Below are 25,294 nucleotides of genomic sequence, written 5' to 3'. Positions count from 1 at the left end.
CCAGGCAGGGAGCGAGGCGCCAGGGCCTCTTCGGGAAGGGACGATCACGATGACCACTGCGACAACCGATGAGCGGGCCCTCGCGGAGCTGCAGCGGGAGCACGGGGCCGCGCTCCTCCACTTCCTGCTGGGGCTGACCTTCGGCGACCGGCAGCGGGCGGAGGACCTCCTGCAGGAGACACTGGTCCGCGCCTGGCAGCACCCGGAGGCGTTCGACGCTCCCTACGACTCGATGCGCCCGTGGCTGTTCACCGTCGCCAGGAGGCTTGCCATCGACGCCCGGCGGTCGCGCCAGGCCCGGCCGACCGAGGTCAGCGACGTGGTTCTGGAGAGCGCGCCCGCCTACGAGGACACCGCGGACTCGGCCGTCCACGCCCTCGATGTGCGCGAGGCGGTCAGCACGCTCAGCCCCGAGCACCGCGCGGTGCTCGTCCACATCTATTTCCGGGGGCTCAGCGTGGGCGAGACCGCGCAGGCCCTCGGCATACCGCCGGGCACCGTCAAGTCCCGCTCCTACTACGCCCTGAGGCTGCTGAGCCGAAACCTGCCCGGCTATTCGAGCAGGTCCTCGGCACTGAGCAGCGCGAGCAGGGACACCGCGTCCGCGATCTCCACGTAGGCCGCGGCACAGGCCCCGCACCGCTGGAGGTGCCGGGCGACCGGGCCGTTCTCGTCCTCTGCCAGGGCATCGAGCACGTAGGCACCCAACTGCTGCCGTACATGCGGTTCGTCGCCGCGGTCGGCGGTCATCGCACCTCGAATCTCCCGACGGATCCTGCCCTTCTGCCCACGCGGGGCGCGTGCCCCCGGTTCAATGCTGCGTGTAGCCCGGTGCCGAGTCGACGAAAGAGGCGAGACGGGATGCGTCCCGAACATCACGAGGAAACCGGTGGGGACGGGCTGCTGGTCCCGATGGCCTGGATGTACTCCGAGTACATCGCCGACGAGGTACTGGTGACCGGCGACCTGATGGAGCCGACGACCCTCGAGTACCGCGCGGGACGCGACGCACTCGCCCTGACGATCTTCCTGTCCGACGGGGCGGTCGCCGACGAGCTCCCTGTGGCGCGCGTGGACGAACTGCGGCTGCTCACGGCGTACGGCGCCGCGTGGAGGCGCTGGGTCTGCGCGCGGCTGGACGCGTTGCAGCGCCCGACCGCTCCGGCCGGGCGCCCGGACCCCGACCTCGCGCTGGCGCGAGCCACCTGGCGGTGGCTGGAGGAGACCGAACTGCTGGCCGCGGACCTCGACGCGATCGGTCCGCCGCCGTGGGAGCAGGCGGACGACGAGGAAGGCGAGACACGGGTGTGGACCCCGGCCTGGCGGCTGGGGCTGCCGCTGGGACACCTGGCCGTGCATCTGTACTGAGCGGCGGACGGCAGCCCGTCATGAACCGTGGACGCCCGCCCGGTACTTGGGCAGTCGCAGAGTGATCTTCATGCCTGCTCCGACTCCCGTCTCGATGACGAGCCCGTAGTCGTCCCCGTACACCTGGCGAAGCCGCTCGTCCACGTTGAGGAGGCCGATGCCGGTGGAGGTGCCGCCCTCGCCGCGCAGGATCTGCCTCAGCCGCTCGGGCTCCATCCCCATGCCGTCGTCCTCGATGACGACCTCGGCCTCGGCGCCCGCGTCCAGCGCGCTGATCGTGACGCGGATGGGTGCGTCCCCGGCCCGGGCCGCATCGAGGGTCCGGGGAAGGCTGACGGCACCCTCCAGGCCGTGTTTGACGGCGTTCTCGACCAGAGGCTGCAGACAGAGGAACGGGAGCGAGACGGGAAGCACCTCCGGCGCGACCTGAAGGGTCACGGAGAGCCGTTCACCGAAACGGGCCCGCACCAGCGCCAGATACTGGTCGATGGAGTGGAGTTCGTCGGCCAGGGTGGTGAACTCCCCGTGCCGACGGAACGAGTAGCGGGTGAAGTCGGCGAATTCCAGAAGGAGTTCGCGGGCCCGCTCAGGGTCGGTCCTCACGAACGAGGCGATGGCGGCCAGTGAGTTGAAGATGAAGTGCGGGGAGATCTGGGCCCTCAGCGCCTTGATCTCGGCCTCGATGAGCTGCGTACGGGAGCGGTCGAGCTCGGCGAGTTCCAGCTGCACGCAGACCCATCGGGCGACTTCGCCCGCTGCCCTGGCCAGCACGGCCGATTCCCGGGAGGCGTAGGCGACGAGCGTGCCGAGCACTCGGTGGTCGACCGTCAGCGGGACGGCGACGGCCCAGCGGAGCGGGCAGTCGACATCGCCGCAGTCACTGTGGAAGGCGGTGTCCCTGCCGCTGGCGAGGAGCCCCCGCACGTGGTGCATCACAGCCTTGCCGTGGTGATCGCCCTCGCCGTCCCACACCAGCACGCGGTCGCGGTCGGTGAGGCACAGGGCGTCGGTGCCGAGCAGTGAACGCAGCCCGCGGGCCGCCTTGCGCGCGCTCTCCTCCGTGAGGCCCGCGCGCAAGGGCGGCGCCGCGAGGGACGCCGTGTGCAGGGTCTCGAACGTGGCGTGCTCGACCGGTGTGCCCACGTCGCTCGTGCGCACGGGCCGGGCGGTGCGCCCCAGGAGGAAGCCGGTACCGAACAGCAGCAGGGCGAGCACGGCGATGACGGCGATACCGGCCCCGGTCACCGTACGCGCCCCGAGGTCAGTGCCTCCGGCAGATGGAAGCGGGTCATGGCCGCGTTGGTGCCCGGCGGTATCCGTCCAGGAGTCGCGAGGGAGACGAGGATCATCGCGAGGAAGCCGACCGGTACGGACCAGACGGCGGGCCAGGCCAGCAGCGCGTGCGGCCAGCCCGGCGGGCGTACCGCGCCGCTGACGGTGATCGCCACGGAGAGCAGCGCGGAGCCGCCGCCGAGCAGCAGACCGGCGATCGCGCCCGGCGGGGTGAGCCGCCGCCACCAGATGCCGAGGACGAGCAACGGGCAGAAGGACGACGCGGAGACCGCGAAGGCCATCCCCACGGCGTCGGCCACCGGGACGCGGCTGACGACGAGTGAGCCGGCCAGCGGCACGGCGATCGCCAGGACGGTGGCCAGCCGGAAGTGTCGTACGCCCCGCGAGGGCAGGACGTCCTGGGTGATCACGCCGGCGACGGCCATGGTGAGCCCCGACGCCGTGGACAGGAACGCGGCGAACGCGCCACCCGCGAGGAGCGCCCCGAGCAGGTCACCGCCGAGGCCGCCGATCACCCGGGCGGGCAGCAGCAGCACCGCGGCGTCGGCGTCCCCGCCGTGCATGAGTTCGGGCGCGTAGAGGCGACCCAGCGCCCCGTACACCGGGGGCAGCAGGTAGAACAGTCCGACCAGGGCGAGGACGGCGACGGTGGTGCGGCGGGCGTCGCGGCCGTTCGGACTGGTGTAGAAGCGGACCACCACGTGCGGCAGGCCCATGGTGCCGAGGAAGGTCGCCACGATCAGTCCGTACGTCGCGTAGAGCGGATGGTCTGCGCGGAAGACGGAGACCTGTGCGTCGAAGCTGACACGGGGGCGCCCGTCCCCCTGCCAGGCGAGCAGCAGGAAGATCGCGGGCACCAGCAGCGCGGTGAGCTTCAGCCAGTACTGGAACACCTGCACGAAGGTGATCGAGCGCATACCGCCCGCCGCGACGGCCACCACCACGACCGAGGCGACGAGCACGTCGCCGAGCCAGCCGGGCGCACCGGTGAGGATCTTCAGGGTGAGGCCCGCGCCCTGGAGCTGCGGCACGAGGTACACCCAGCCGGCGCCGACGACGAACACGCTGACCAGCCGGCGCACCTGGCGTGATTCGAGCCGCCCCTCGGCGAAGTCGGGCAGGGTGTACGCCCCCGAGCGGCGCAGCGGGGCGGCGACGAACACCAGCAGCACGAGATAACCGGCGGTGTAGCCGACCGGGTACCAGAGCATGTCGGGGCCGTGCACCAGCACCAGGCCCGCGATGCCGAGGAAGGAGGCGGCCGAGAGGTATTCGCCACTGATCGCCGCGGCGTTGAGCCTCGGCCGTACGGTGCGCGAGGCGACGTAGAAGTCGGAGGTGGTACGGGATATCCGCAGACCGAACCCGCCGACGAGGACCGTGGCGAGGACGACGAGGGCGACCGCCACCACAGCCGACGGATGGCCGGGTGCGCTCACGGTGCGGGCATGCCTTCCACGAGTCTGGCGAAGTCGCGCTCGTTGCGCTCGGCCCGGCGCACGTACCACCAGGCGGCGAGGGTCAGCGGCGGACAGGTGGTGAAACCGAGCACCGCCCAGACGAGGACGTTGCTGTGCAGCGCCTCGAAGACCAGGGGCAGGGTTCCGGCCACGAGCGCGAGCACCGCGAAGACGGTGAGCCCGGCGCGGAGCTGGCTGCGCATCAGGGAGCGGACGTAGGCACCGCCCAGGGCGGTCTGCTCGTCGATCTCCGACTGGGCCCGGTAACGGGGCAGCGGACGCACCCGGCGGGGCTCGCCCGTGACCACTTCGCGCCGGGGCGTGCTCTCTGCGGACATGGGCCCGGAGTGTAGGCGGCCCGGGGCCCGGCTGGGAAGGGCCGCCGCCCGGTAGGGGCAGGTCAGCGGCCGGTCTGCCGCATCAGGAGGTCGCGGAGGGCGCGGGTGTGGCGACGGCTGACGGCGAGCTCCGCGTCCCCGATGCGGACGCTCATGCTGCCGGCGTCGAGCCTGAGTTCGTCGATCCGGCTCAAGGCCACGAGATGGCGGCGGTGGATGCGTACGAATCCCCGGGAGCGCCAGCGCTCCTCCAGGGTGGTGAGCGGTACCCGGACGAGATGGCTGCCGGTCGCGGTGTGCAGCCGGGCGTAGTCGCCCTGCGCCTCGGCGTAGGCGATGTCGGCGACGGGCACGAACCGGATGACGCCGCCCAGTTCCACCGCGACCTGGTCGGCCGCCGTGTCGTGGACGGACGCGGAGCGCTCACCGACCTGCTCGGCGACGCGGCGGACGGCCTCGGCCAGACGCTCGCGGCGGACGGGCTTGAGCACGTAGTCGACGGCCTTGAGGTCGAAGGCGTGCACCGCGAAGCCTTCGTGGGCGGTGACGAAGACGATGAGCGGCGGTGCGGCGAAACCCGCCAGGAGCTGGGCGACGTCAAGTCCGGTCAGCCCCGCCATGTGGATGTCCAGGAACACGACGTCGATCGCCGAGGGGTCCTCGGGTCCGGCGTCCACGGCACCCCCTATGCGGCGCAGCGCCTCGGTCGCGCCCGTGGCGCCCTCCGCGCTCCGGATGCGGGGATCGGCGCGCAGGAGGTAGAGCAGTTCCTCCAGAGCGGGTTCTTCGTCGTCGACGGCGAGTACGCGCAGCATGAGGCCGGAGTTTAGATGCTCGACCGGCGCGATGACATGGCCGGTTCACGGGTTCGTCACGTACCGGAGACCATGCGTGCCGCCGAACTGCACCAGCAAGCCGGGGCACGTGCGAACCGGAGTGCTGGGGCTGCCGACGTCCGCAGGCTCGAGGAGGGCCTGGCGAGGTACCGCGCGTGCACGCTCCGCGGGAGTTCGGCGTGGTGGTGCGCCATCCGCGGAGCGGGCGCACGGGCCGCTCCCCGGGGCGCCCTCCGGCCGGCCGGAGGGCGCCCCGGGGAGCGGGACCGCTACTTGAGCAGGCGGGACAGCCGACGGTCCGCGAGCTGCTTGCCACCCGTCTGGCAGGTGGGGCAGTACTGCAGCGACGAGTCGCTGAACGACACCTCGAGCACGGTGTCGCCGCAGACGGGGCAGGGCTGCCCGGTGCGGCCGTGGACGCGCATGCTGCTCTTCTTCTCGGCCTTGAGCCGGCCCGCGGCGACGCCCCGGGAGCGTTCGACCGCTTCCTTGAGGGTGGTGCGCATCGCGTGGTGGAGATGCGTGATGTCGTCGTCGCCGAGGCTGGTGGTGAGTTTGAACGGTGACATCTTCGCGACGTGCAGGATCTCGTCGCTGTACGCGTTGCCGATGCCCGCGATCAGCGACTGGTCGCGGAGGGCTCCCTTGACCTGTCTGCGGGCCCCGGCGAGCACCGTCGCGAACGCGTCCCGGTCGAAGGAGTCGGCGAGCGGATCGGGCCCGAGTCGTGCGACCCCGGGCACGTCCGCGGGGTCGTGCACCAGGTGGACGGCGAGGCGCTTGGTGGTCCCCATCTCCGTCAGGTCGAATCCGTCGCCGCCGGTGAGGACCGCCCGCAGGGCGAGCGGGCCCTTGCCCGGCCGTGGCGGGGCCGTGGGAAAGCCGTCCTTCCACTGCAGCCAGCCGGCCCGCGCGAGATGGATGAGCAGATGGAGTTGCCCGGCCTCGATGTCGAGGAACTTCCCGTGCCGCGCGACGGAGGTCACCGTGGCGCCTTCGAGTGCTCCGGGAGGCGGGTCGTACGTCTTCAGGACGCTGATCGCGAGCGGCAGGACGCGCGCGATCTCCTTGCCGACCAGATGGTCGTCGAGGAAGTCCCGCAGGGCTTCGACTTCCGGCAGTTCGGGCATGACTCCAGCCTGCCGCAAGGGCCCCGCGCATGCCTGCCGGACGCACGGCGCACCTTCGGGCCGCGTGTTCAGGCTCCGGGCTCCCGCAGCCGGTAGACACGCTTCGCGGTGCCCGCGAGGACGGACCGCCGTTCGTCGTCGCCGAGTCCGCCGATCAGCTCGCTTGCCGTGCCCAGGACGTCGGCGTACCCGGCGGCGAGCCGGCACACCGGCCAGTCGGAGCCGAACATGAGCCGGGCCGGGCCGAAGGCCTCGATGACGGTGTCCGCGTAGGGGCGCAGGTCATCGACCGTCCAGGCCCGCGGGTCCGCCTCGGTGACCAGGCCGGAGAGTTTGCAGACGGTGTTGGGCAGCGCGGCGAGCGCCCGCAGGCCGTCGGCCCAGGGGTGGGTCGTACGCCGCGCCACCGGCGGCTTGCCCGCGTGGTCGAGGACGAAGGTGAGCCCGGGAAGCAGGGCGGCGGCACGGGCGGCGGCCGGCAGCTGGTGGGGCCGGACGATGAGGTCGTAGGTGAGTCCGGCGGCGGCGACGGCCCCGAGCCCGCGCAGCACGTCGGGGCGAAGCAGCCACTCCGGGTCGGACTCGCCCTGGACCTGGTGGCGGATTCCGACGAGCCGGCCGCCTCCCGGCAGCGCGCGGAGCGCGGCGAGGGTGTCGGCGATGTCCGGCGCGGTGAGGTCGGTCCAGCCGACGACGCCCGCGACGAGCGTGCTCCCATCGGCGAGCGCGAGGAATTCGGGTGTCTCCTCGGCGACGGTGACCGTCTGGACGAGGACGGTGGCGGACACCCCGGAGGCGCGTGCCTCGGGCTCCAGGTCGTCGAGGGTGAAGGTGCGGCGGATGGGGGCGAGTTCCGCGCCGGTGATCCATTCCTGGTCACGCACCGCGAGGTCCCACACGTGGTGGTGGGCGTCGATGACCGGCGGGGGCGCCATGTCAGATCAGCCCTGCCGCGTGCAGGTCGGCCCAGAGCGGGTCCGGGACGGGTCTGCGGAGTTGGGCCGCCGCGTCGCGGACCTCGTCCGGGGACCGGGTTCCGACGAGGATCCCGGCGACGGCCGGGTGACGCAGCGGATAGCGCAGGGCGGCGGCGCGCAGCGGGACGCCGTGTCCTTCGGCGACGTCCCGGATGCGCAGGGCCCGCTCCAGGAGGGCCGCGGGGGCCGCGGCGTAGTCGTACGTCGTTCCGGGTCGCAGGTCGGCGAGCAGCCCGGAGTTGAAGACGCCTCCGACGACGACGCTGCGGCCCCGGGCGGCCGCCTCCGGCAGCAGGGTGTCGAGGGCGCTGTGGTCGAGGAGGGTGAAACGGCCGGCGCAGAGGACGACGTCGACGTCGGTCTCGCGCAGGAAGCGGGTGAGCATCGCGGTCTGGTTCATGCCGGCGCCGATGGCCCCGACCATGCCTTCCGCGCGGAGCTTCTCCAGCGCCGGGTACCCCTCGCGGAACGCCGCGTCCCCGTGTTCGTCGGGGTCGTGCAGGTAGACGATGTCGACCCGGTCGAGGCCGAGGCGCCGGAGGCTGTCCTCGATGCTGCGGCGGATGCCGTCGGCACTGAAGTCCCAGCGGCGCCGGTGGGTGTGCGGTACGGCGAATCCGTCGGACAGCCCCTCACGGGCCGCCGTCTCGGCGGGGGTCAGCGGGTCGAGCAGGCGGCCCGCCTTCGTGGACACCGCGTACGCGTCCCGTGGCCGGTGACGCAGAGCCTCGCCGAGACGGCGTTCGGAGAGACCCAGGCCGTAGTGCGGTGCGGTGTCGAAGTAGCGGACGCCCTCGTCCCAGGCCGCGTCGACGGCGGCGGCAGCCTGATCCGGCCCCACCTCCGTGAAGAGGTTGCCGATGGCCGCCGCCCCGAAGGAGAGTTCGGTGATCTCGACCGTGCTGCGTCCGAGCCTGATGCGCCGCATGCCTCTGCCGCCCCCGCCGGTGATCCCTGATGGTCCGTACAGGACTATTCATCGGATCAATCAGTCACGTCAACAGGTTCCGGCGGATCGGCCCTCACGCCGGAGCGGGCACCGTGGGGACGAGCGCGTGCAGGTCGCGCAGCTCCTCGTGGATCGCGGAGGCCAGCTGGTCGAGATCCGGCAGCGCCTTCCCGTCGGCGACCAGTCCGACCTGTACCCGCCCGCCGTACGTGGACAGGGCGACGGCCAGTGACTGTCCACGGGCCAGCGGCGCCATGGGGTAGACGGCACGCAGCGGGCAGCCGCCGAGCGAGAGCGCGGAGCGCGGCAGGGGCACGCTGGTGACCAGCAGGTCGAAGAGCATCCGGGCGGCGTTCCCCGCCAGCGGCGCTCCGAACCGGTGGGCCAGCGCGGGCAACTGGTCGGCCAGTACGGCGACGGCACCGGCGCCGCGCAGGGGCCCGGCCGCCTTGTTCCGGTCCATGCCCGTGCGCACGAGGCGCAGCCGTTCCCGGGCGTCGGGTTCGGAGACGGGCAGCCCGAGCAGGTAGGCCGAGAGTTTGTTGCCGGTGGCCGCTCCACCGGGCCGGCGCCGGGATACGGGGACCAGGGCACGGGGGTCGGTGCCGGGGAGCGGGTCACCCCGCTCGAGCATCCACCGGCGCAGCGCCCCGGCGACGAGAGCGAGCAGCACGTCGTTGGACGTGCCGCCCGCGGTGCGCCGGATGCGCTGCACCGCTTCGGCGTCGAGTTCGGCGGTGGCGAGCCGGCGCGTGCCGCTGGAGCGCGCGGTCAGGGGCGTGGTGGCCCGCAGGTCGAGGCGGCTGGCGCGTACGACGGAGGCGCCGACTCCCAGCGCTCTGCCGACTTCCCCGAGCCGGCCCATCGCCAGCCCCGCCGCCTTGTACGGGCGGGGCAGCCAGGAGCGGGGCGGCACGGGCGCCCGGCGGCGCAACGTGCCCCGGCCGGCACCGGCGGAGGCGATCTGGTCGAAGATGCCGGCGCCGATGGCGACGGCCCGCATCCCGTCGGCGAGCGCGTGGTGCAGCTTCACGAGGACGGCGAACGGTCCGTCCCCCGGGCTGTCGAGGAGGTACATCTGCCAGGGCGGCAGGCCGCGCCCGAGCGGCTGTTCCATGAGTTCACCGGCGAGCCGGGCCGTCTCCGCCATGAAGTCGCCCTCGGGGAGCACGACCCGCCTCACGTGCCGGTGCACGTCGAATTCCTTGTCGGTGAACCAAGCGGCGCCGCCGACGGGCAGCAGGACGTCACGGACCCGCATCCGCAGCCGGGGAATGGCGGCGGCCCGTGCTCCGAGCAGCTCGAGCAGGTCTGCCGGGGCCACGCCGGGTACCGGGTCGAAGACCGCGAGTGCGCCGAGATGCATCGGATGCGCATCGGATTCAAGGTGCCAGAAAGCCAGATCAAGAGGTGCCAGGAGCTCGGTACTCAACGGGGCCTCGCGTCGTCTGCGGCGGTACGGCGGGATCGAAGTCAATCCCGCAGGGCCGGTTACGGTCAAGTATGGACATGTTACGTACTGTTACAGTCTCGCGCGGCCTCGGCCGCGGCGCTACCGGTGCTCCGGGATCAGGAATTCGCACCACACGCATTTGCCGTTGCCCCGGGACTCCACTCCCCAGATGTCGGCCAGTCGGTCGACGAGCATGAGTCCGCGGCCCGAGACTCCTGACTCCCCCGCGTCCCTGCGGCGCGGCAGTGCGCTGGAGCGGTCCTCCACGTCGACCCGGAGACGTCGTTCGGATCCGGTGAGCACCCGGATGGTGACGATGGCGCCGCCGTCGGTGTGCATGAGCGCGTTGGTGATCAGCTCGTCGGCCGCGAGCTCGACCTCGTCGGCGCGGTCCCTCGCCCCCCACGCGCGTACCGCCGCCCGGATCATGTGACGGGCGGAGGTGAGCGCCTCCGGGTCGTTCTGCGCGACGTGCTGCTGGAGCCGGCCGCCGGGGTGGGGGGCGTGGGCGGCGTTGCGGCGCAGCAGCAGCACCGCCATGTCGTCCTCGCCCCCGCGCTCGTCGACCACTTCGCAGAGCCGGTCGGCCAGCCTCTGGAGGTCGTGCGGTCCGTCGCGCACCGTGGAGACCAGCAGCCGCGTGCCTTCGTCGAGGTCGGTGCCGGGCAGCTCGACCATTCCGTCGGTGAAGAGGATCATCGTCTGGCCCGGGTCCAGATCGACGGTGCTGACCGGGTACTCGAGCCGGCCGAACTCCGCGGAGAGCCCCAGGGGCAGCCCGCCTTCGACCGGAAGCTTGCGGCAGCTCCCGTCGACGTCGCGCAGGGCGGGGTCCACGTGCCCGGCCCTGACCAACTGCACCACCCCGGTGGTCATGTCGGCCTCCGCGTAGGTACAGGTCGCGAAGCGGTCGGTGTCGAGTTCGTGGAGGAAGACGGAGGCCCGTGCCATGACCGTGGCAGGACTGTGCCCCTCGGCGGCGTAGGCACGCAGGACGATCCGCAACTGGCCCATGACGGCCGCGGCGTGCGTGTCGTGCCCCTGCACGTCACCGATGACGGCGCCGACCCGGCCGCCGGGCAGCGGGATGATGTCGTACCAGTCACCGCCGATGTCCCTGCCGAGCCGCGCCGAGCGGTAACGGACGGCGACCCGGGCCCCGGGCACCTCGGGAATGCGGCGGGGCAGCATCGCCTGCTGCAGCCCCTCGGCGAGATCGTGCTCCTGCTCGTAGAGCATGGCGCGCTGAAGGCTCTGGGCGATCGAACTGCCGAGAGCCACCAGCAGGTTCCGCTCGTCGCCGGTGAAGCCGGCCTTGTTGCCGTAGAGGAGCCCGAGTGCGCCGATCGGGCGTGCCTGGGCGATGAGCGGCATGTACGCGGCGGCGGTGATGCCGAGGTGGCTGATGTGCGGCCACAGGACGGGGTAAGAGGTCGCGAAGTCCTCGGGTGTCTCGATGAAGCGCGGAGTGAGTGTGCGGATGACCTCACTCATCGGATAGGGCTCGTCGGTCCGGGTGTAGCGGGTGCCCTGCACGTACGCCCCTTCGGGGCCGTCCGCCACCAGGTGGATGCGCCCCGACTCGAGCAGTCCCATGACCAGACTGGTGGCGCCGAGGTTGGCCAGGCCGTGGGAGCTCTTGAGTACGTCGGTGACGTCCTTGACCGTCCGGGCGTGGGCCAGGGCCGCCGTGGTGCCCTCGACCAGGCTGGTACGGCGGCGCCGTTCCTCGTCGACGGTCCGGCGTGCCGTCGACTCGGCCAGCTCCTGGGTGGCGTCCCGGATGATCCCGATGATGCGGCGGGGCCGCCCGGTGCCGTCCCGGCGGATGAACCCCTGGGTATGGGTCCAGCACAGGGAACCGTCGCGCTGCGTCCGTCGGAAGTACGCGCCGTAGTTGTTGCGGCCGCTCTTGAGCGCCTGGGAGACCATGCCGTCGAGCCGGATCGCCTCGTCGGCGGGGACTCGCTGCGCGAGCCCGGCAGGATGACCGTCGTACTCGTCCGGGCGAAGGTCGAACACGTCGAGTGCGGGCTCGTCCATGTGCATGAGGCCGCTGTCCAGATCCCAGTCGAAACTGCCCATTCGGTTCAGGGCGAGGCTGAGGTCCGGGTGGGCGGGCCAGTCGTCCGGGAGCGACAGGGCACCCGCTCCCCGATCATCCATGTGCGCCACTCTGCCATTATTTGTCCGATTCCTCGACCGTACCGGCGCCTTGAACACGTTCACCGCGCCCTCTATGCTCAGCGGCAAAGCGAATTGAACATGTTCAATTCGCCTGTGTGCCGTGCACGTGAAGGGGGTGGGCACGATGTCCGTACTGGTCGGGCTGATCGTGATGCTGGGCATGGTGGTGATCGTCCCGTTGGGCCTGGGGCTCGTCGGCGATCCCTCACTCGACCGGATACGGCGTATGTGGCCGCTCTTCGCCGCGCCCGGCGCACTGTCCCTGTGGCTGCCGCGCGGTGGAGTCGCCGCCGCTCTCGCGCTCTGCTACGCCCTGGGGACGCTGCTCCTCGCCACGCACGCGCCGCGACGCCTCGCCCGTACCCGCAGCGCGCGCCCGGCGGAGGCCGCGCTGCTCACCGCGCTGGTCGCCCCCTCGGTCGCCGCGCTCGCCCTCGTCGCCGAGCGCTCCGGCCACGAGCTGTTCGGGTTCGGGCTCGGCATCCTGGCGCTGACCGTGCCCCACTTCCACTTCGCCGGTTTCGCCGCCGCACTCGTCGCCGGTCTCGTCTGCAGGGCGCAGGACGGGACGGCCGGCCGGTTCGCCGCCCTCAGCGTGCCGCTCGGCACACTGCTCGTCCTCGTCGGCTACTTCACCGGGGACCGGACCGAACTGGCCGGAGCCCTCGTGCTCACCGCCGGAATGTGGACGGTCGCACTCCTGACCTGGCGCACCGCCCGCACCGACGGGCGGGACCCTGTCACCGGCGCACTCCTCGCCGTCTCGGCCGGCGTGCTCGCCGTGACGATGGTGCTCGCGCTGAGCTGGGCACTCGGCGAGGCCACCGGACTGCCGCACCCCACCCTGACCTGGATGGCGGCCACGCACGGGCTCGGCAACGCGCTGGGCTTCGCCCTCTGCGCGCTGCTCGCGCGGCGCCGGCTCCAGGAACTCACCCCGTCGGAAGGCAGGACCGCATGAGCAGCCTGACGTACCCCGAGGCCGGAGCCACCCTGCTCGGACCGCTCCCGGACGGCTACAACCATCTGCACCACCGTGCCGCGGTCGGCAGGGGCCGGGCGGACTTCGAGGCCGCCGGCGCCGCCGTCACCGAGTGGCGCATGCACCGTGCCGCGGGCGCCGGGGTACGGGCCTCCGCCGTACGGGCGGCCGCGGGAGTCACCGTCGACGTATCGGCGGGCATCGGCCCGCTCCGCATCACCGCCCCCTGTGCGGTGGTCTGGACGGCCTACGAGAAGGACCGCACCGGCTTCGCGTACGGCACCCGGGCAGGGCATCCGGAGTGCGGCGAGGAGAGCTTCGTGGTGGAGCTGGCGGAGGACGGGACGGTGTGGTTCACCGTGATGGCGTTCTCACGGCCCGCCTCCTGGTACGCACGGCTCGCGGGTCCTCTCGTGCCGCTCGCCCAGCACTGGTACGCACGCCGACTCGGAAAGGTGCTGCGCCGGACGGTGTCGGCCGCCTGACGGGCGGAGTCCGCCGGATACTGGAGGCGATGGAGTGGTTCACCGCAGACGGCTACTGGCTGAGCAGGCTGATCTTCCAGCGCTCGCTGGCCGCCGTCTATCTGATCGCGTTCCTCGCCGCGGCGCTGCAGTTCCGGGCGCTGATCGGCTCCCGCGGCATGCTCCCCGTACCCGACCTCCTGCGGCGCACCTCGTGGCGGGCCGCGCCCGGCCTGTTCCGCCTCCACTACTCGGACCGCTTCTTCGCACTGGTCGCCTGGGCGGGCGTGGCGGTGTCACTGGCCCTTCTGGCCGGCCTCGACGCCTACGTCCCGCTCGGCGCGGCGATGGCTCTGTGGGCGCTGCCCTGGGCGCTGTACCTGTCGATCGTCCAGGTCGGCCAGGTCTGGTACGGCTTCGGCTGGGAGTCGCTCCTGCTGGAGACGGGTTTCCTCGCGGTATTCCTCGGCAACGGCGACACCGCGGCGCCCGTGCTGGTGCTCTGGCTGCTGCGCTGGCTGCTCTTCCGGGTGGAGTTCGGCGCGGGGCTCATCAAGGTGCGGGGCGACGAGTGCTGGCGCCGGCTGACCTGTCTGGAGTTCCACCACGAGACCCAGCCGATGCCGGGGCCGCTGAGCTGGTTCTTCCACCGGCTCCCCAAGCCGGTGCACCGGGTGGAGGTCGCCGCCAACCACGTCACCCAGCTCGTGGTGCCGTTCCTGCTGTTCACCCCGCAACCGGTCGCGAGTGTCGCGGCCGGGCTCATGGTGGTCACCCAGCTGTGGCTGATCCTCTCGGGAAACTTCGCCTGGCTGAACTGGCTCACCGTCGTCCTCGCCCTGGCCGCGGTCGACTGGTCACCGGTGGCAGGACCACCCCCCGCCCAGCCTGGGTCACCCCTCTGGTACGAGGTGCTGGTCATGGCCGTCGCCGCCCTCGTCCTGGCACTCAGCTACCGCCCGGCCCGCAACCTCCTCTCGCGCCGCCAGGCGATGAACCGGTCCTACGACCCGCTGCACCTGGTCAACACCTACGGGGCCTTCGGGAGCATCAGCAGGATGCGGCTCGAGGTGGTCGTCGAGGGCACCGAGGAGGCGGTGATCCACGAGGGGACGCGGTGGCTCGAGTACGGCTTCCGGGGTAAGCCCGGTGATCCGCGCAGGCTGCCGCGCCAGTTCGCGCCGTACCATCTGCGGCTGGACTGGATGATGTGGTTCGCCGCGCTCTCCCCCGCGTACGCCCGCACCTGGTTCGGTCCGTTCGTCGAGCGGCTGCTGCGGGGTGACCGGGACACCCTGCGGCTGCTGGGCCACAATCCGTTCCCCGGCGGACCGCCCGCCCACATCCGGGCCCGGGTCTTCCACTACCGGTTCACCGACAGCCGGGAGTTGCGGAACACCGGGCGCTGGTGGGACCGGACCTACGTACGGGACTTCATGAGGCCGGTGGCCGGACCCGTTCCGCCGCGGCCGCGTGGAGGCGTCCCGTAAGAGGGGGACGACAGCCGGTGAAGCCCTGGTGCGCTTCTCCTCCCCGGCCGGGACGACGGCGTACGCGGGTCGTGCGGGTGGCCGGGAAAGGCCCCTGCCCCCGTCCGGAGACGGAGGCAGGGGCAAGGGGTACCGCTGACCGAGGCGGGACGATCAGTCGATTCCGGGCAGGATGTGCGGCTCGGCCAGATCATCCTCGTAGCCGGCCAGTCTGATCGGTGCCGACCTGGCCCAGACCTCGATGTTCCGGAGCTTCTCGGGCCGGCGGGCCCGCTCTCCGGTGAGCTCGGTCGGGCGCGTCTCGGTCTTCGTCATCTCAGGTGTCACCGCGGACTCCTTCGTGTCGCGTTCCCCGGGCGGTGGCGACGCCACGGCTGTGAGAACCGTGTCGACCACCCTCTGCGGGGCAGGGGCAGAAACAGTTCGGTCGCGGTGGCGCCGGGTACGGGGGGGGACGGCGGACTGCTTACAGACCTGTCCCAGGACGGCCGAGGAAGCTTCGTGGATCCCTTGGTGGCGTCCGTTCCCCTCAGACTAACCAAATGAGCGCCGTCCCGCTCGACAGAACGTGTGGCCCGGGTCACTTTCAGCCAACAGAACGGCGGCGGACCCCGTACCCACGGGGTCCGCCGCCGCGCCACCTGTCATCGCAGGAGGCGGAAGTGAGGGAGGTGATGACCGGATGGAGCCGGTCGGGGCTTCACCAGCCCGCGGGGGCGTAGTCCTTCAGGAAGCAGCCGTACAGCTCCTCACCCTGTTCACCGCGCACGATCGGGTCGTAGACCCGGGCAGCCCCGTCCACGAGGTCGAGCGGGGCGTGAAAACCCTCCTCGGCGAGGCGGATCTTGTCGGGGTGCGGCCGCTCGTCCGTGATCCAGCCGGTGTCGACGGCCGTCATGAGGATGCGGTCCTTCTCGAACATCTCCTGGGCGCTGGTGCGGGTCAGCATGTTCAGCGCCGCCTTGGCCATGTTGGTGTGCGGGTGTCCCGCGCCCTTGTAGCCGCGGCCGAACACCCCCTCCATCGCGGAGACGTTCACGACGTAGGCGCGGTCCGCCGCGGCCCTGGCCATCGCCGGGCGCAGGCGGCTGATCAGGATGAAGGGCGCCGTCGAGTTGCAGAGCTGGACCTCGAGGAGCTCGATCGGCTCGACCTCCTCGACGGTCTGGATCCAGCTGTTCGTGTCGTGGAGGTCGGGGACCAGGCCGCCGGCGTCGATGGCGGTACCCGCGGCGATGCGGGCAGGCGAGGCGGAGCCCGTCACCAGCGCGAGATCCGTGACGTCCTGCGCGCTGAGGCCTTCGCCCTCCTTGCGGGCGGCCGGCAGGGCCGCGACACGGTCGACGGAGCCGCTGCCGAACGTGCCGATCACCTGGGCGGTGGGCAGCTCGCCCGCGGGCAGCGGCGCCGATTCCGCGGAGAGAAGCTCGCCGTAGGCCTCCGGAGAGCGGCGGACGGTCTGCGCGGCGTTGTTGATCAGGATGTCCAGCGGGCCCTCGGCGGCGACCGAGTCGGCGAGGGCGACGACCTGGGCGGGGTCCCGCAGGTCGATGCCCACGATCTTCAGGCGGTGGATCCAGTCGTCACTGTCCGGCATCGCCTTGAAACGGCGGATGGCGTCGTTGGGGAAGCGTGTGGTGATGGTGGTGTGCGCACCGTCGCGCAGCAGCCGCAACGCGATGTACATGCCGATCTTGGCGCGGCCGCCGGTGAGCAGGGCCCTGCGTCCCGTGAGATCGGTGCGCGCGTCGCGCCGGCTGCGGTTCTCCTCGGCGCACTGCCGGCAGAGCTGGTGGTAGAAGGCGTCCACCTCCACATACCTGGTCTTGCAGATGTAGCAGGACCTCGGGCGCTGCAGTATCCCCGCGATCTCGGCGGTTGCCGAGGAGGAGGGGAGGACGCCCTGCGTCTCGTCGTCGATGCGCTCGGCGGAACCGGTCGCCGTGGCCTCGGTGACGGCCTTGTCGTGCGCGGTCTTGGCCGCGCGCCGCTCCTGGCGGCGACGCTGCTTCACGGTGCGGTAGATACCGGCGGTCGCGCGCCGCACGGCGACGGCGTCAGGGTGGTCGACCTCGATGGTGTCGAGCTCGTCGAGCACGCTCAGGCAGACGGCGAGCCGCTCCGGGTCGATACCGGGACCGAACTCGTCGATACCGGGAGCGAACTCTCGGCTGTCCTCTGTCACCGTCATTGCCGTTCCTCTGTCACTCGTCACTCATGCCGCTGTCGGGCTTCGAAGTGGGGAGTGATCCGGCCGGGAGCCGGCGAGGGCAGGCGCGCACGGGCGGAATGCCCCGGTCAAGTCTGCCACGAGTCGTGCGCTGCTCCGTTCGGCTGCCACTTCCGGCTCCCGTCCCACCGGGGGAAGCCGCTACGCGCCCGCGGTCGTGCGGCCGGCAGCGACGCCGGAGACGGTGACCGATCACGGAAACACCCCCGGCACTCACCGAGCGTCACGTCCGACGGTGCTCATCCGGCCCTTCCTGGAATCTCCGCGAAAAAGTTCGGCATCCGGTGGCATTACTTCCGGATTCCCGGGAATGCGCTCGTCACTGCAGCGGACACCAGGGAGGGCGACACCATGACGGCCATGTCAGCGCGAACCACCGAAGCGATCGGCACGGCGGCCACGCGGTGCGGCGAGGCGGAAGCGGTTTCCGACACGGCTGGGCTTCCTTGGATCGAGGACGCCGGCAAGGTGGCCCCTCAGGATGCCCGGGCCATGTCGAAGCTCTTCTTCGACCGGCTCCAGGTCCTCGAGGAGGGCACGCACGAGCACCAGTACGCGCGGAACACCCTCATCGAGATGAACCTCTCCCTGGTTCGCTTCGCCGCCTCGCGGTTCCGCAACCGGGGCGGTGACGACACCGAGGACATCATCCAGGTGGGGACGATCGGCCTCATCAAGGCGATCGACAGGTTCGACCTCTCGCGCGAGGTCGAGTTCGCCACCTTCGCGGTGCCCTACATCGTCGGTGAGATCAAGCGCTTCTTCCGCGACACGACCTGGTCCGTGCACGTGCCGCGACGGCTGCAGGAGCTGCGGGTCGAGCTGGCCAAGGCCAAGGAGCAGCTGTCGGCGAAGCTCGACCGCGATCCGACGGTCGCCGAGCTCGCGGCGCACCTCGATCTCCCCGAGGAGGAGATCATCGAGGGCCTGGTCGCCGCCAACGGCTACTCCGCCGGCTCGCTGGACACCCCGAACGCCGACAGCGAATCGGGCAGCGACCAGCGCGCCTACGCCGACCTCCTGGGCGAGGACGACCCGGGGATGGAAAGCGTCGAGAATCTGCACGCCCTGGCCCCGCTGCTGCGGCAGCTGGACGAGCGGGAGCGGAAGATCGTCAACATGCGCTTCGGGCAGGAGATGACGCAGGCGCAGATCGGCGCGGAGCTCGGCGTCTCCCAGATGCACGTGTCGCGTCTGCTGGGCAGGATCGTCCAGCGTCTGCGCGCGGGCATGAGCGTCGAGGCCTGATCAGCGGCGCACACACGGATCACCGGAGGCCCGGCCTGGTGCCGGGCCTCCGTCACATATGATTCCTGCCGATACGGCCATGGGTGAGCCGTCCGTCGGAAGGGGTGGAGTGTGGCCGAGTCGCCGTTGGACACCTCTGCGCGTGTGCAGGAACTCAACGGGATTCCGGAGCAGCAGAAGGCACCGACCGACACGTCCGTCTGGGACGTGGACGCGGTCCTGCTCTTGGTCGAGGACGACTCCGGGGACGCCCTGCTGGTCGAGGAGATGCTCACCGACAGCGAACTGGACGCCCCGCTCACGTGGTGCAAGACGCTCGCCGAGGCGCGGCGGTTCCTCCTGGGCTGCCACACGCCCGTCTGTGTCCTGCTGGACCTGCATCTGCCCGATGTGAACGGCCTCGACGCCGTCCGTCAGCTGGTCGAGTCCGCTCCCGACGCGGCGGTCATCGTGCTGACGGGGCTGGACGAGTCGGAGACCGGGCTGTCCGCCGTGGCGCAGGGCGCCCAGGACTACCTCGTCAAGGGCCGGATCGATCCCGAGGTGCTGGGCCGCGCGGTCCGCTACGCCCTGCAGCGCAAGCACGCCGAGCGGTCTGCCGCCGCGATGCGGACCAGTCGGCTGATCGCCCAGGAGAACGCCCGCCTGGAGCGCGCCCTGCTGCCGATCCCGCTGCTGCTGGACGACGGCTTCCAGGTGGCCGCACGCTACGAGGCCGGACGTGCCCACGGTCTGCTGAGCGGCGACTTCTACGATGTGGTGCAGACCGCCGACGGTGCGGTGCACGCGGTGATCGGCGACGTGTCCGGACACGGTGCGGCGGAGGCCGCCCTCGGCGTCTGTCTGCGGGTCGCCTGGCGCACGGCCGTGCTGACCGGAGTCACGCAGCGCGAGAAGATCGGTCTCCTGGAGGGGATACTCGTCGCCGAGCGGTCCGATCCCCATGTGTTCGCCACGCTGACCACGCTCGTCTTCCCGCCCGGCAGGGACAGGGTGTTCATCGCACGGGCCGGGCACCCCGGACTGCTGCTGCGGCGCGGCACGGACGTCGGCTGGGTCGAGCCGGACGCGGGCATGGCCCTCGGTCTCCTGCCCGGTGCCGGCCGCTGGTCGATCACTGAGCTGGAACTCCTGCCGGGCAGTGAGCTCATCCTGTTCACCGACGGTCTGTTCGAGGGGCGTACGGGGCCCAAGTCGCGGCTCGGCGAGGACGGCCTGCTGGCCATGGCCGGCAGGCACGGCGCCCTGGAACCGCGCGCGTTCGTCGACGCGCTGATCGCCGAGGCCACCGAGAGCGCTTCTCCTTACGGCGGTCTGGCCGACGACGTCGCCGTTCTCCATCTGGGCTGGAAGGCCGACTCATGAGCACCACGCGTACGACCTCCGAGCGGCCCGGACGGATAGCCCGGCTTTCGGTGCAGAACTGGGTCCATCTGATCCTGGGCGGCTTCGTCCTGGTGGTCTGCGGGTGCCTCGTCGTGGGCGGGCTCGTACTGTCCCGCATCTCCGACCGGACAACGGACCTGGTGGACCGGATCCAGCCCGCCCGCTCCGCCTCGTTCCAGTTGCAGAACTCGCTCCTGGACCAGGAGACCGGCGTACGCGGTTTCGCGCTCACCGGTGACACCTCGTTCCTCGAACCCTACGAGTCGGGCATGCGGGCCGAGCGGGACCGGCTGGCCCGGGTGCGTGAGCTGATCGGGAACGAGCAGCCGTACGTCGACGACCTGGACCGGATCGAGAAGGCCGCGCGGGAGTGGCGGACCCTGCAGGCGGAGCCGCTGATCGCCGCGGTGCGGGCGAGCGGACCGACCGGTGCGTCGTCCGCTCCGATCCTGCGGAGCAAGTCGGAGTTCGACACGCTGCGCGCTCTCTACACCGTCGAGCAGCGTCATCTGGACGACGCCCGGGACGACGCCCGCACCCAGCTCGATGACGCGCGTACCACTCGGGACCGGGTGCTCATCGCTCTGGTGGCGGGCTTCGTACTGACGGTCGTGTCCCTCAGCCTGCTGCTGCACCGCATGGTGGGCCGGCCGCTGGACGCTCTGAGAGCGGCGTCGGACAAGGTGCGGTCGGGTGCCTTCACGGGAAAGATCGAGGTCCGCGGTCCCTCGGACGTCAGAGCGGTGGCGGCGGCGGCCGAGGACATGCGCCGGCGCCTGGTGGAGGAGCTGGCCGAGTCCCAGGAGCGGGAGACGCTGCTGGCCGAGCAGACCGCGGAGCTGCGACGGTCCAACTCCGAACTCGAGCAGTTCGCCTACGTGGCTTCGCACGACCTCCAGGAACCGCTGCGGAAGGTCGCTTCCTTCTGCCAACTGCTGGAGAAGCGGTACGGCTCGGTGCTGGACGACCGCGGCCTTCAGTACATCGACTTCGCGGTCGACGGCGCCAAGCGGATGCAGGTACTGATCAACGATCTGCTCACCTTCTCCCGGGTGGGGCGGGTGCAGCAGAGCTGGAAGCCGGTCGACCTCGACGCGGCACTGGACAGGGCCCTCTCCAACCTCACCCTGGCCGTCGAGGACGCCGGGGCCGTCATCGCCCGCGAGGAACCGCTGCCGGAGCTCCTCGGCGACTCGACGTCGCTCACCATGGTGTGGCAGAACCTCATCGGGAACGCCGTCAAGTTCCGCCGCGCCGACGTGCCGTGCCGGATCACCGTCGGGTGTGTCCGGGAGGACGACGTCTGGCATCTGACGGTCGCCGACAACGGCATCGGGATCGCGCCGGAGTTCGCCGACAAGGTGTTCGTCATCTTCCAGCGTCTGCACGCCCGCGACGAGTACGAGGGAACCGGCATCGGGCTCTCCCTCTGCCGCAAGATCATCGAGTTCCACGGTGGCCGGATCTGGCTGGACCCGGAACCGGCCGAGGGCACACTGATCCACTTCACCCTGCCCGTACTTCCTGAGGCACCCACGCACACCACGGCGGAGCTGCTCGCCCCCGCCCCACTCACCCCCCGGTCGGGAGACACCCAGTGAACGACGACGTCAAGCCCATCGAGGTCCTGCTCGTCGAGGACGACCCCGGCGACGAACTGATGACCCGTGAGGCGTTCGAGGACAACAAGATCCGCAACACCCTCCATGTGGTGCGCGACGGCCAGGAGGCGCTGGACTTCCTGTACCGCCAGGGCGAGTACGCCGATGCGCCGCGCCCCGACCTGGTACTCCTCGACCTGAATCTGCCGAAGTACGACGGCCGGCAGGTGCTCGAGCGGATCAAGACCGACCCCGACATGGCGCTAATCCCGGTGGTGGTGCTCACCACCTCGTCGGCCGAGGAGGACATCCTCCGGAGCTACAAGCTCCACGCCAACGCCTACGTCACCAAGCCGGTCGACCTGGAGCAGTTCATCGGGGCGGTGCGCCAGATCGACGACTTCTTCGTCAGCGTGGTCCGGTTGCCTCCGCGTGCGTAAGATCTGGAGGGATCCCCCGGAGTGGGATCTCTCGACGCGGGTAGACGAACGGCGAGAAAAGGTCTGAGACCTCCCCTGCGGCGCTTTGGCTGGAGCACATGAACGAACAGGCCACCTCACGGTCGGACGGCCCCCTACAGGGGCCCCCGTCCACGGAGGTTCTGCTCACCGCTGAGGTCTTCGACGGCGAGCCGGGATGCATCGCGCAGGCCCGGGCGCTCGCCGACCGATTCCTCGCGCGGCTGGTGGCGGAGTGGCTCGCGGTCCTCGGGGAGCACACCCGCAGCGACCTGATGCTGGCGGTCAGCGAACTCGTCACCAACGCCGACCGCTACAGCCACGGTCCGTACCTCCTGGAGTTGGAGGGCGACGCGCGGCGCATCAGCGTCACGGTGTACGACAGCAGCACGGCGCTCCCGGTGCTGTACTCACCGGACCCGGCGCGCCTCGGCGGTCACGGCATGGAGATCGTGGTCGCCCTCTGCGACCGGGTCACGGCCGAGCGGGTGCCCGTCGGGAAGCGCATCCGCGCCGAGTTCACGCTCAGCACCTGAACGACTTCCCGGCGCCACGCCCCGGGCACAGTCCCGGTTCGACGGGGATTTCGGAAACCCCGCGCAGCGGGAGAACAGCACCGGGTGACCTCCGCGACGAACTTCTGAGCCTTCGGGCCAGGAGGACTACCGTCGAGAGGAGGACCCAGGAGTGCTGGACGTACTACTGGAGCAGTACGCCGAATCGCCGCCTCAAGGACGACGAAGCGGCGGTTCCGACGGGACATCGTGGTGTACATGAGTTCCCTCGCGTTTTCCGTGCTGCTGTCCCTGGTCTCCGCGGTCGCGTACGCGGCCGGCGCGATCGTGCAGGAGCGCGTGGCCGCGGCCGGTGACAGCCGCCCGTACGCACCGCTGCGCAACGGCGCCTGGTGGGTCGCCGTGGCGCTCAACGGTGTGGGAGCCGTGCTTCACGTCGTGGCGCTCGCCTACGGACCGCTCAGCCTCGTACAGCCCCTCGGAGCCCTGACGATCGTCTTCGCGCTTCCGATGGCGGCGCTCTTCGTCCGCCGCAGGGCGGGGCGGACCGCGTGGCGTGGCGCCCTGATGGCCACGGTCGGCCTGGCCGGGTTGCTGGCCCTCACCGGTAGCGCGGGATCGCACACGCTGGCCGGACCGGAGCAGTTGGTGCTCGCGGCCGGGACCTTCGGCGCCGTGGCGCTGCTGATGGTCCTCGCCCGGGGACTGCACCGGCCGATGCTGCGCAGCGTGGTGCTGGCCACCGGCGCCGGCGTCGCCTTCGGCATCGCGTCGGTGTTCACGAAGACGGTGGCCGTGGAGTGGACATCCGGCTCGGTGACCTCAGGCCTGCCGACCCTTCTGGTCATCGCCGGGCTCGCGGCGTCGGGGCTGTTGCTCTCCCAGGCGGCGTACCGGGGCGCGGGGCTGACGGCGCCGCTGGCGACGGTCACCGTGGTCAACCCCGTCGTGGCCGCAGCCGTGGGCATCACCATGTTCGGGGAGCAGTTCCGCTACGGCATGACGGGCACCCTGCTCGCACTCGGCTGCGGCGCGCTGGCGGCGGCCGGTCTGGTGCTGCTGACCACGGAGCGGGTGGGTGCGGAGCGGAACGGCCAGGAGTGGCCGGCAGCCGGACGGCGGACGCGGGAAGGGGCGCGGAGCAGCCGGCGGACGCCGGAGGGAGCGGGGGCCGGGAAGGGTACGCCGGAGGGGCACGCCGACGTCCCGGCCGAGGGTGCGGGGGCGCCTCACACGGTCGTGCTGCCCGAACCGGCCAAGCCCGCCGTGCCTCAGGGGGCGGCGGTCCTTCCGGACCCTTTTCCGGCGCCCACGGCGCTCTCCCTCCCGTTGACCCTGCCGTTGGACCACGGTGGCGGGCGCGTGGAGTTCCGCGCCGGACGGCCCGCTGCCGGCTCGGCCCGCCGGGGTGACTTAGAGGGCCCGGCGGGAAGCCTTCAGACGCTGGCGCCGCCGGACCTGAGGTAGGCCAGGGGGTCGATGTCGGATCCGTATCCGGGGCCGGTGCGGATCTCGAAGTGGAGATGCGGGCCGGTGCTGTTTCCGGTGGAACCCGAGCGTGCGATGCGCTGACCGCTGCCGACCTGCTGCCCCTCGCGCACGTGGAGCGAGGAGAGGTGTGCGTACTGGCTGTACCTGCCGTCGCCGTGGCGGATGACGATCTCGTAGCCGTAGGCGCCCGCCCAGCCGGCGGAGACGACCTTCCCGGACGCAACAGCCTTCACCGAGGTGCCGGTGGGGACCGGGAAGTCGACACCCGTGTGGTAGCCGCTGGACCATGAACCGGCCTGGTGGTACGGAGTCCCGGTGCGGGCCGACACGGGGGCGGTGAAACCGGTACGCGGCTTGGACGCCTTCTTCTCGGGCTTGGCGGCGGGCTTCGCCGCCTGCTCACGAGCGGCGGTCGCGGGCTTCTCCGTGGCCTTGGGTGCGGCGGGCGCGGGAGTCGCCCTCTCCGTGGCCTTGGGCTCGGGTGCGGCGGTCCGTGACTCGGCCTTCTCCCGGGCCTTCGGGGTGGCGCGCTCGGGCTCGGCCTTCTGCCCGGGGGCCGTGCGGGGCGCGGCAGCCACGTCGAGGGTCAGCCGCTGTCCCGGGAGTATGAGGTCGGGGTCGGCACCGACCACGGTGCGGTTGGCCGAGTACAACCGCTGCCAGCCGCCCTCGACCTGTTCGGCGGACGCGATACCGGAGAGGGAGTCGCCGCGCGCGACGGTGTACGAGTCACGCAGGCCGGGCACGGCGGTGGGTGATGTCCTGGCCGCCCCGGCGGTACGGGAGGTCCTCTCCGAAGCCCCGGACTCCGCCGCTTCGTCCTGACGGGCGTCGGCGGCCACCTGGCGCTTCGACTGCGGGGCGAGGTCGGGCGTGCTCCCGCCCTGCTTCAGGCCCGCTCGCACGGAACACGTCGGCCAGGCTCCCGGCCCCTGCCCGTCGAGCACCTTCTCGGCGACGGCCGTCTGCTGGTCCTTGGTCGCGAGGTCGGCCCGCGCGGCGAACGCCGTACCTCCGTAGGCCGCCCAGGTCGACCGGGTGAACTGCAGTCCCCCGTAGTGGCCGTTGCCCGTGTTGATGTGCCAGTTGCCGGTCGACTCGCAGGCGGCGACCTTCTCCCACACATCGGTCGTGGCAGCACCTGCCGAGGCAGCCGTGAGAAGCGGGAGCGCGATGCCGGCGCCTCCCACCGTCACCGTGAGCGAAGCACGGTTGATACGGCTGGGCTGGTATCTGCGGTGCCGTCCGGTCGCGGCCATGATCGGGCTCCCCCACTGCTGTAGGACACGTCGCAAGCGGCCAACTTATGTGCACACAAAGGGTGATGACAAGTGAACAGTCAGCACGCGCCACCCGTGCACCCGGCGCACCACCCCCGGGGGGCGAGCCCCGCGAGCCCAGGCCGGACCTCGTCGGGCGCTCCGGGAGAGCCTCCATC

The 25,294-nt window shown here is 71.4% G+C and carries 24 protein-coding genes; 11 read left to right on the top strand and 13 right to left on the bottom strand.

The genetic code is table 11. The annotated features are described in order from the left end of the window. Positions 1-49 precede the first annotated feature (49 nt). Positions 50-619: a sigma-70 family RNA polymerase sigma factor gene (locus tag JOC24_RS17600; RefSeq protein ID WP_205021269.1), complete on the top strand. Its 570-nt coding sequence runs from the start codon at positions 50-52 to the stop codon at positions 617-619. Here the strand turns inward: JOC24_RS17600 and JOC24_RS17595 are convergent. Beyond that, entirely contained in the window at positions 553-750 is a 198-nt protein-coding gene (locus JOC24_RS17595; RefSeq protein ID WP_205021268.1) for a zf-HC2 domain-containing protein, read from the bottom strand. The genes JOC24_RS17600 and JOC24_RS17595 overlap by 67 nt on opposite strands. Before the next feature lie 111 nt (positions 751-861). Between JOC24_RS17595 and JOC24_RS17590 the strand changes: the two genes are divergently transcribed. Next, positions 862-1,368, top strand: coding sequence for a hypothetical protein (locus JOC24_RS17590; protein WP_205021267.1), 507 nt, complete (start codon positions 862-864; stop codon positions 1,366-1,368). Between the two features lie 18 nt (positions 1,369-1,386). Here the strand turns inward: JOC24_RS17590 and JOC24_RS17585 are convergent, their stop codons facing one another. From JOC24_RS17585 to JOC24_RS17545, 9 genes are all read right to left on the bottom strand, one after another. Then, the gene (locus tag JOC24_RS17585; RefSeq protein ID WP_205021266.1) at positions 1,387-2,613 is read right to left on the bottom strand and encodes a sensor histidine kinase; all 1,227 of its coding nucleotides are present in this window, start codon (positions 2,611-2,613) and stop codon (positions 1,387-1,389) included. After that, on the bottom strand, positions 2,610-4,100 hold the full coding sequence (locus tag JOC24_RS17580) for a sodium/solute symporter (RefSeq protein WP_205021265.1): 1,491 nt from the start codon (positions 4,098-4,100) through the stop codon (positions 2,610-2,612). The genes JOC24_RS17585 and JOC24_RS17580 overlap by 4 nt, the downstream gene beginning before the upstream one ends. Next, a complete protein-coding gene (locus tag JOC24_RS17575; protein ID WP_205021264.1) occupies positions 4,097-4,459 on the bottom strand; it encodes a hypothetical protein in 363 nt (120 codons plus the stop codon). The genes JOC24_RS17580 and JOC24_RS17575 overlap by 4 nt, the downstream gene beginning before the upstream one ends. 62 nt (positions 4,460-4,521) lie before the next feature. Next, complete coding sequence (locus JOC24_RS17570) at positions 4,522-5,274, bottom strand: LytR/AlgR family response regulator transcription factor (RefSeq protein WP_205021263.1); 753 nt, start codon at positions 5,272-5,274, stop codon at positions 4,522-4,524. A 290-nt stretch (positions 5,275-5,564) separates the two neighbouring features. Then, positions 5,565-6,425, bottom strand: coding sequence for an Fpg/Nei family DNA glycosylase (locus tag JOC24_RS17565; RefSeq protein ID WP_205021262.1), 861 nt, complete (start codon positions 6,423-6,425; stop codon positions 5,565-5,567). Between the two features lie 68 nt (positions 6,426-6,493). After that, positions 6,494-7,360: an amidohydrolase family protein gene (locus tag JOC24_RS17560; RefSeq protein WP_205021261.1), complete on the bottom strand. Its 867-nt coding sequence runs from the start codon at positions 7,358-7,360 to the stop codon at positions 6,494-6,496. Position 7,361: 1 nt separating this feature from the next. Further along, positions 7,362-8,330, bottom strand: a complete 969-nt coding sequence (locus JOC24_RS17555) for an aldo/keto reductase (protein ID WP_205021260.1) — start codon at positions 8,328-8,330, stop codon at positions 7,362-7,364. A 94-nt stretch (positions 8,331-8,424) separates the two neighbouring features. Further along, on the bottom strand, positions 8,425-9,783 hold the full coding sequence (locus JOC24_RS17550; protein WP_205021259.1) for a wax ester/triacylglycerol synthase family O-acyltransferase: 1,359 nt from the start codon (positions 9,781-9,783) through the stop codon (positions 8,425-8,427). A gap of 120 nt (positions 9,784-9,903) precedes the next feature. Next, on the bottom strand, positions 9,904-11,970 hold the full coding sequence (locus tag JOC24_RS17545) for a SpoIIE family protein phosphatase (RefSeq protein ID WP_205021258.1): 2,067 nt from the start codon (positions 11,968-11,970) through the stop codon (positions 9,904-9,906). Positions 11,971-12,115: 145 nt separating this feature from the next. On the opposite strand from JOC24_RS17545, the gene JOC24_RS17540 reads away from it, so the two are divergent. The 3 genes from JOC24_RS17540 to JOC24_RS17530 are packed head-to-tail and all read left to right on the top strand — an operon-like array spanning position 12,116 to position 14,927. Further along, complete coding sequence (locus tag JOC24_RS17540) at positions 12,116-12,952, top strand: YndJ family protein (RefSeq protein ID WP_205021257.1); 837 nt, start codon at positions 12,116-12,118, stop codon at positions 12,950-12,952. Next, positions 12,949-13,458: a DUF1990 family protein gene (locus JOC24_RS17535; protein WP_205021256.1), complete on the top strand. Its 510-nt coding sequence runs from the start codon at positions 12,949-12,951 to the stop codon at positions 13,456-13,458. Before JOC24_RS17540 ends, JOC24_RS17535 begins: the two co-directional genes overlap by 4 nt. A 29-nt stretch (positions 13,459-13,487) precedes the next feature. Continuing rightward, positions 13,488-14,927 carry a lipase maturation factor family protein gene (locus tag JOC24_RS17530; protein ID WP_205021255.1) on the top strand — a complete coding sequence of 480 codons (1,440 nt, stop codon included), beginning with the start codon at positions 13,488-13,490 and terminating at the stop codon, positions 14,925-14,927. 153 nt (positions 14,928-15,080) lie between these two features. On the opposite strand, the gene JOC24_RS17525 is transcribed toward JOC24_RS17530, so the two are convergent. Both JOC24_RS17525 and JOC24_RS17520 read right to left on the bottom strand, forming a co-directional pair. Next, positions 15,081-15,254, bottom strand: a complete 174-nt coding sequence (locus JOC24_RS17525) for a hypothetical protein (RefSeq protein ID WP_205021533.1) — start codon at positions 15,252-15,254, stop codon at positions 15,081-15,083. A 373-nt stretch (positions 15,255-15,627) separates the two neighbouring features. Beyond that, a complete protein-coding gene (locus tag JOC24_RS17520; RefSeq protein ID WP_205021254.1) occupies positions 15,628-17,118 on the bottom strand; it encodes an SDR family NAD(P)-dependent oxidoreductase in 1,491 nt (496 codons plus the stop codon). 390 nt (positions 17,119-17,508) lie between these two features. Here JOC24_RS17520 and JOC24_RS17515 point away from each other — a divergent pair, with 390 nt between their 5' ends. The 6 genes from JOC24_RS17515 to JOC24_RS17490 all read left to right on the top strand — a co-directional run bounded on the left by JOC24_RS17515 (position 17,509) and on the right by JOC24_RS17490 (position 23,832). Beyond that, complete coding sequence (locus JOC24_RS17515; RefSeq protein ID WP_205021253.1) at positions 17,509-18,405, top strand: RNA polymerase sigma factor SigF; 897 nt, start codon at positions 17,509-17,511, stop codon at positions 18,403-18,405. Between the two features lie 111 nt (positions 18,406-18,516). Next, complete coding sequence (locus JOC24_RS17510; protein WP_205021252.1) at positions 18,517-19,770, top strand: PP2C family protein-serine/threonine phosphatase; 1,254 nt, start codon at positions 18,517-18,519, stop codon at positions 19,768-19,770. Then, entirely contained in the window at positions 19,767-21,392 is a 1,626-nt protein-coding gene (locus JOC24_RS17505) for a sensor histidine kinase (protein ID WP_205021251.1), read from the top strand. Before JOC24_RS17510 ends, JOC24_RS17505 begins: the two co-directional genes overlap by 4 nt. Beyond that, positions 21,389-21,832: a response regulator gene (locus JOC24_RS17500; protein ID WP_031095289.1), complete on the top strand. Its 444-nt coding sequence runs from the start codon at positions 21,389-21,391 to the stop codon at positions 21,830-21,832. Before JOC24_RS17505 ends, JOC24_RS17500 begins: the two co-directional genes overlap by 4 nt. A gap of 98 nt (positions 21,833-21,930) precedes the next feature. After that, positions 21,931-22,386, top strand: a complete 456-nt coding sequence (locus JOC24_RS17495; RefSeq protein WP_205021250.1) for an ATP-binding protein — start codon at positions 21,931-21,933, stop codon at positions 22,384-22,386. Positions 22,387-22,623: 237 nt separating this feature from the next. Then, positions 22,624-23,832, top strand: coding sequence for a DMT family transporter (locus JOC24_RS17490; protein WP_205021249.1), 1,209 nt, complete (start codon positions 22,624-22,626; stop codon positions 23,830-23,832). Here JOC24_RS17490 and JOC24_RS17485 read toward each other — a convergent pair. Next, positions 23,802-25,115 (bottom strand): peptidoglycan DD-metalloendopeptidase family protein, encoded by a 1,314-nt coding sequence (locus JOC24_RS17485; RefSeq protein ID WP_205021248.1) that lies wholly within the window; start codon positions 25,113-25,115, stop codon positions 23,802-23,804. The genes JOC24_RS17490 and JOC24_RS17485 overlap by 31 nt on opposite strands. Positions 25,116-25,294 lie beyond the last annotated feature (179 nt).

Source organism: Streptomyces sp. HB132 (assembly GCF_016909575.1).
Lineage (GTDB): Bacteria > Actinomycetota > Actinomycetes > Streptomycetales > Streptomycetaceae > Streptomyces.
The sequence above is the reverse complement of the archived record's forward strand: the minus strand, read 5'-3'. Positions and strand labels throughout refer to the sequence as shown.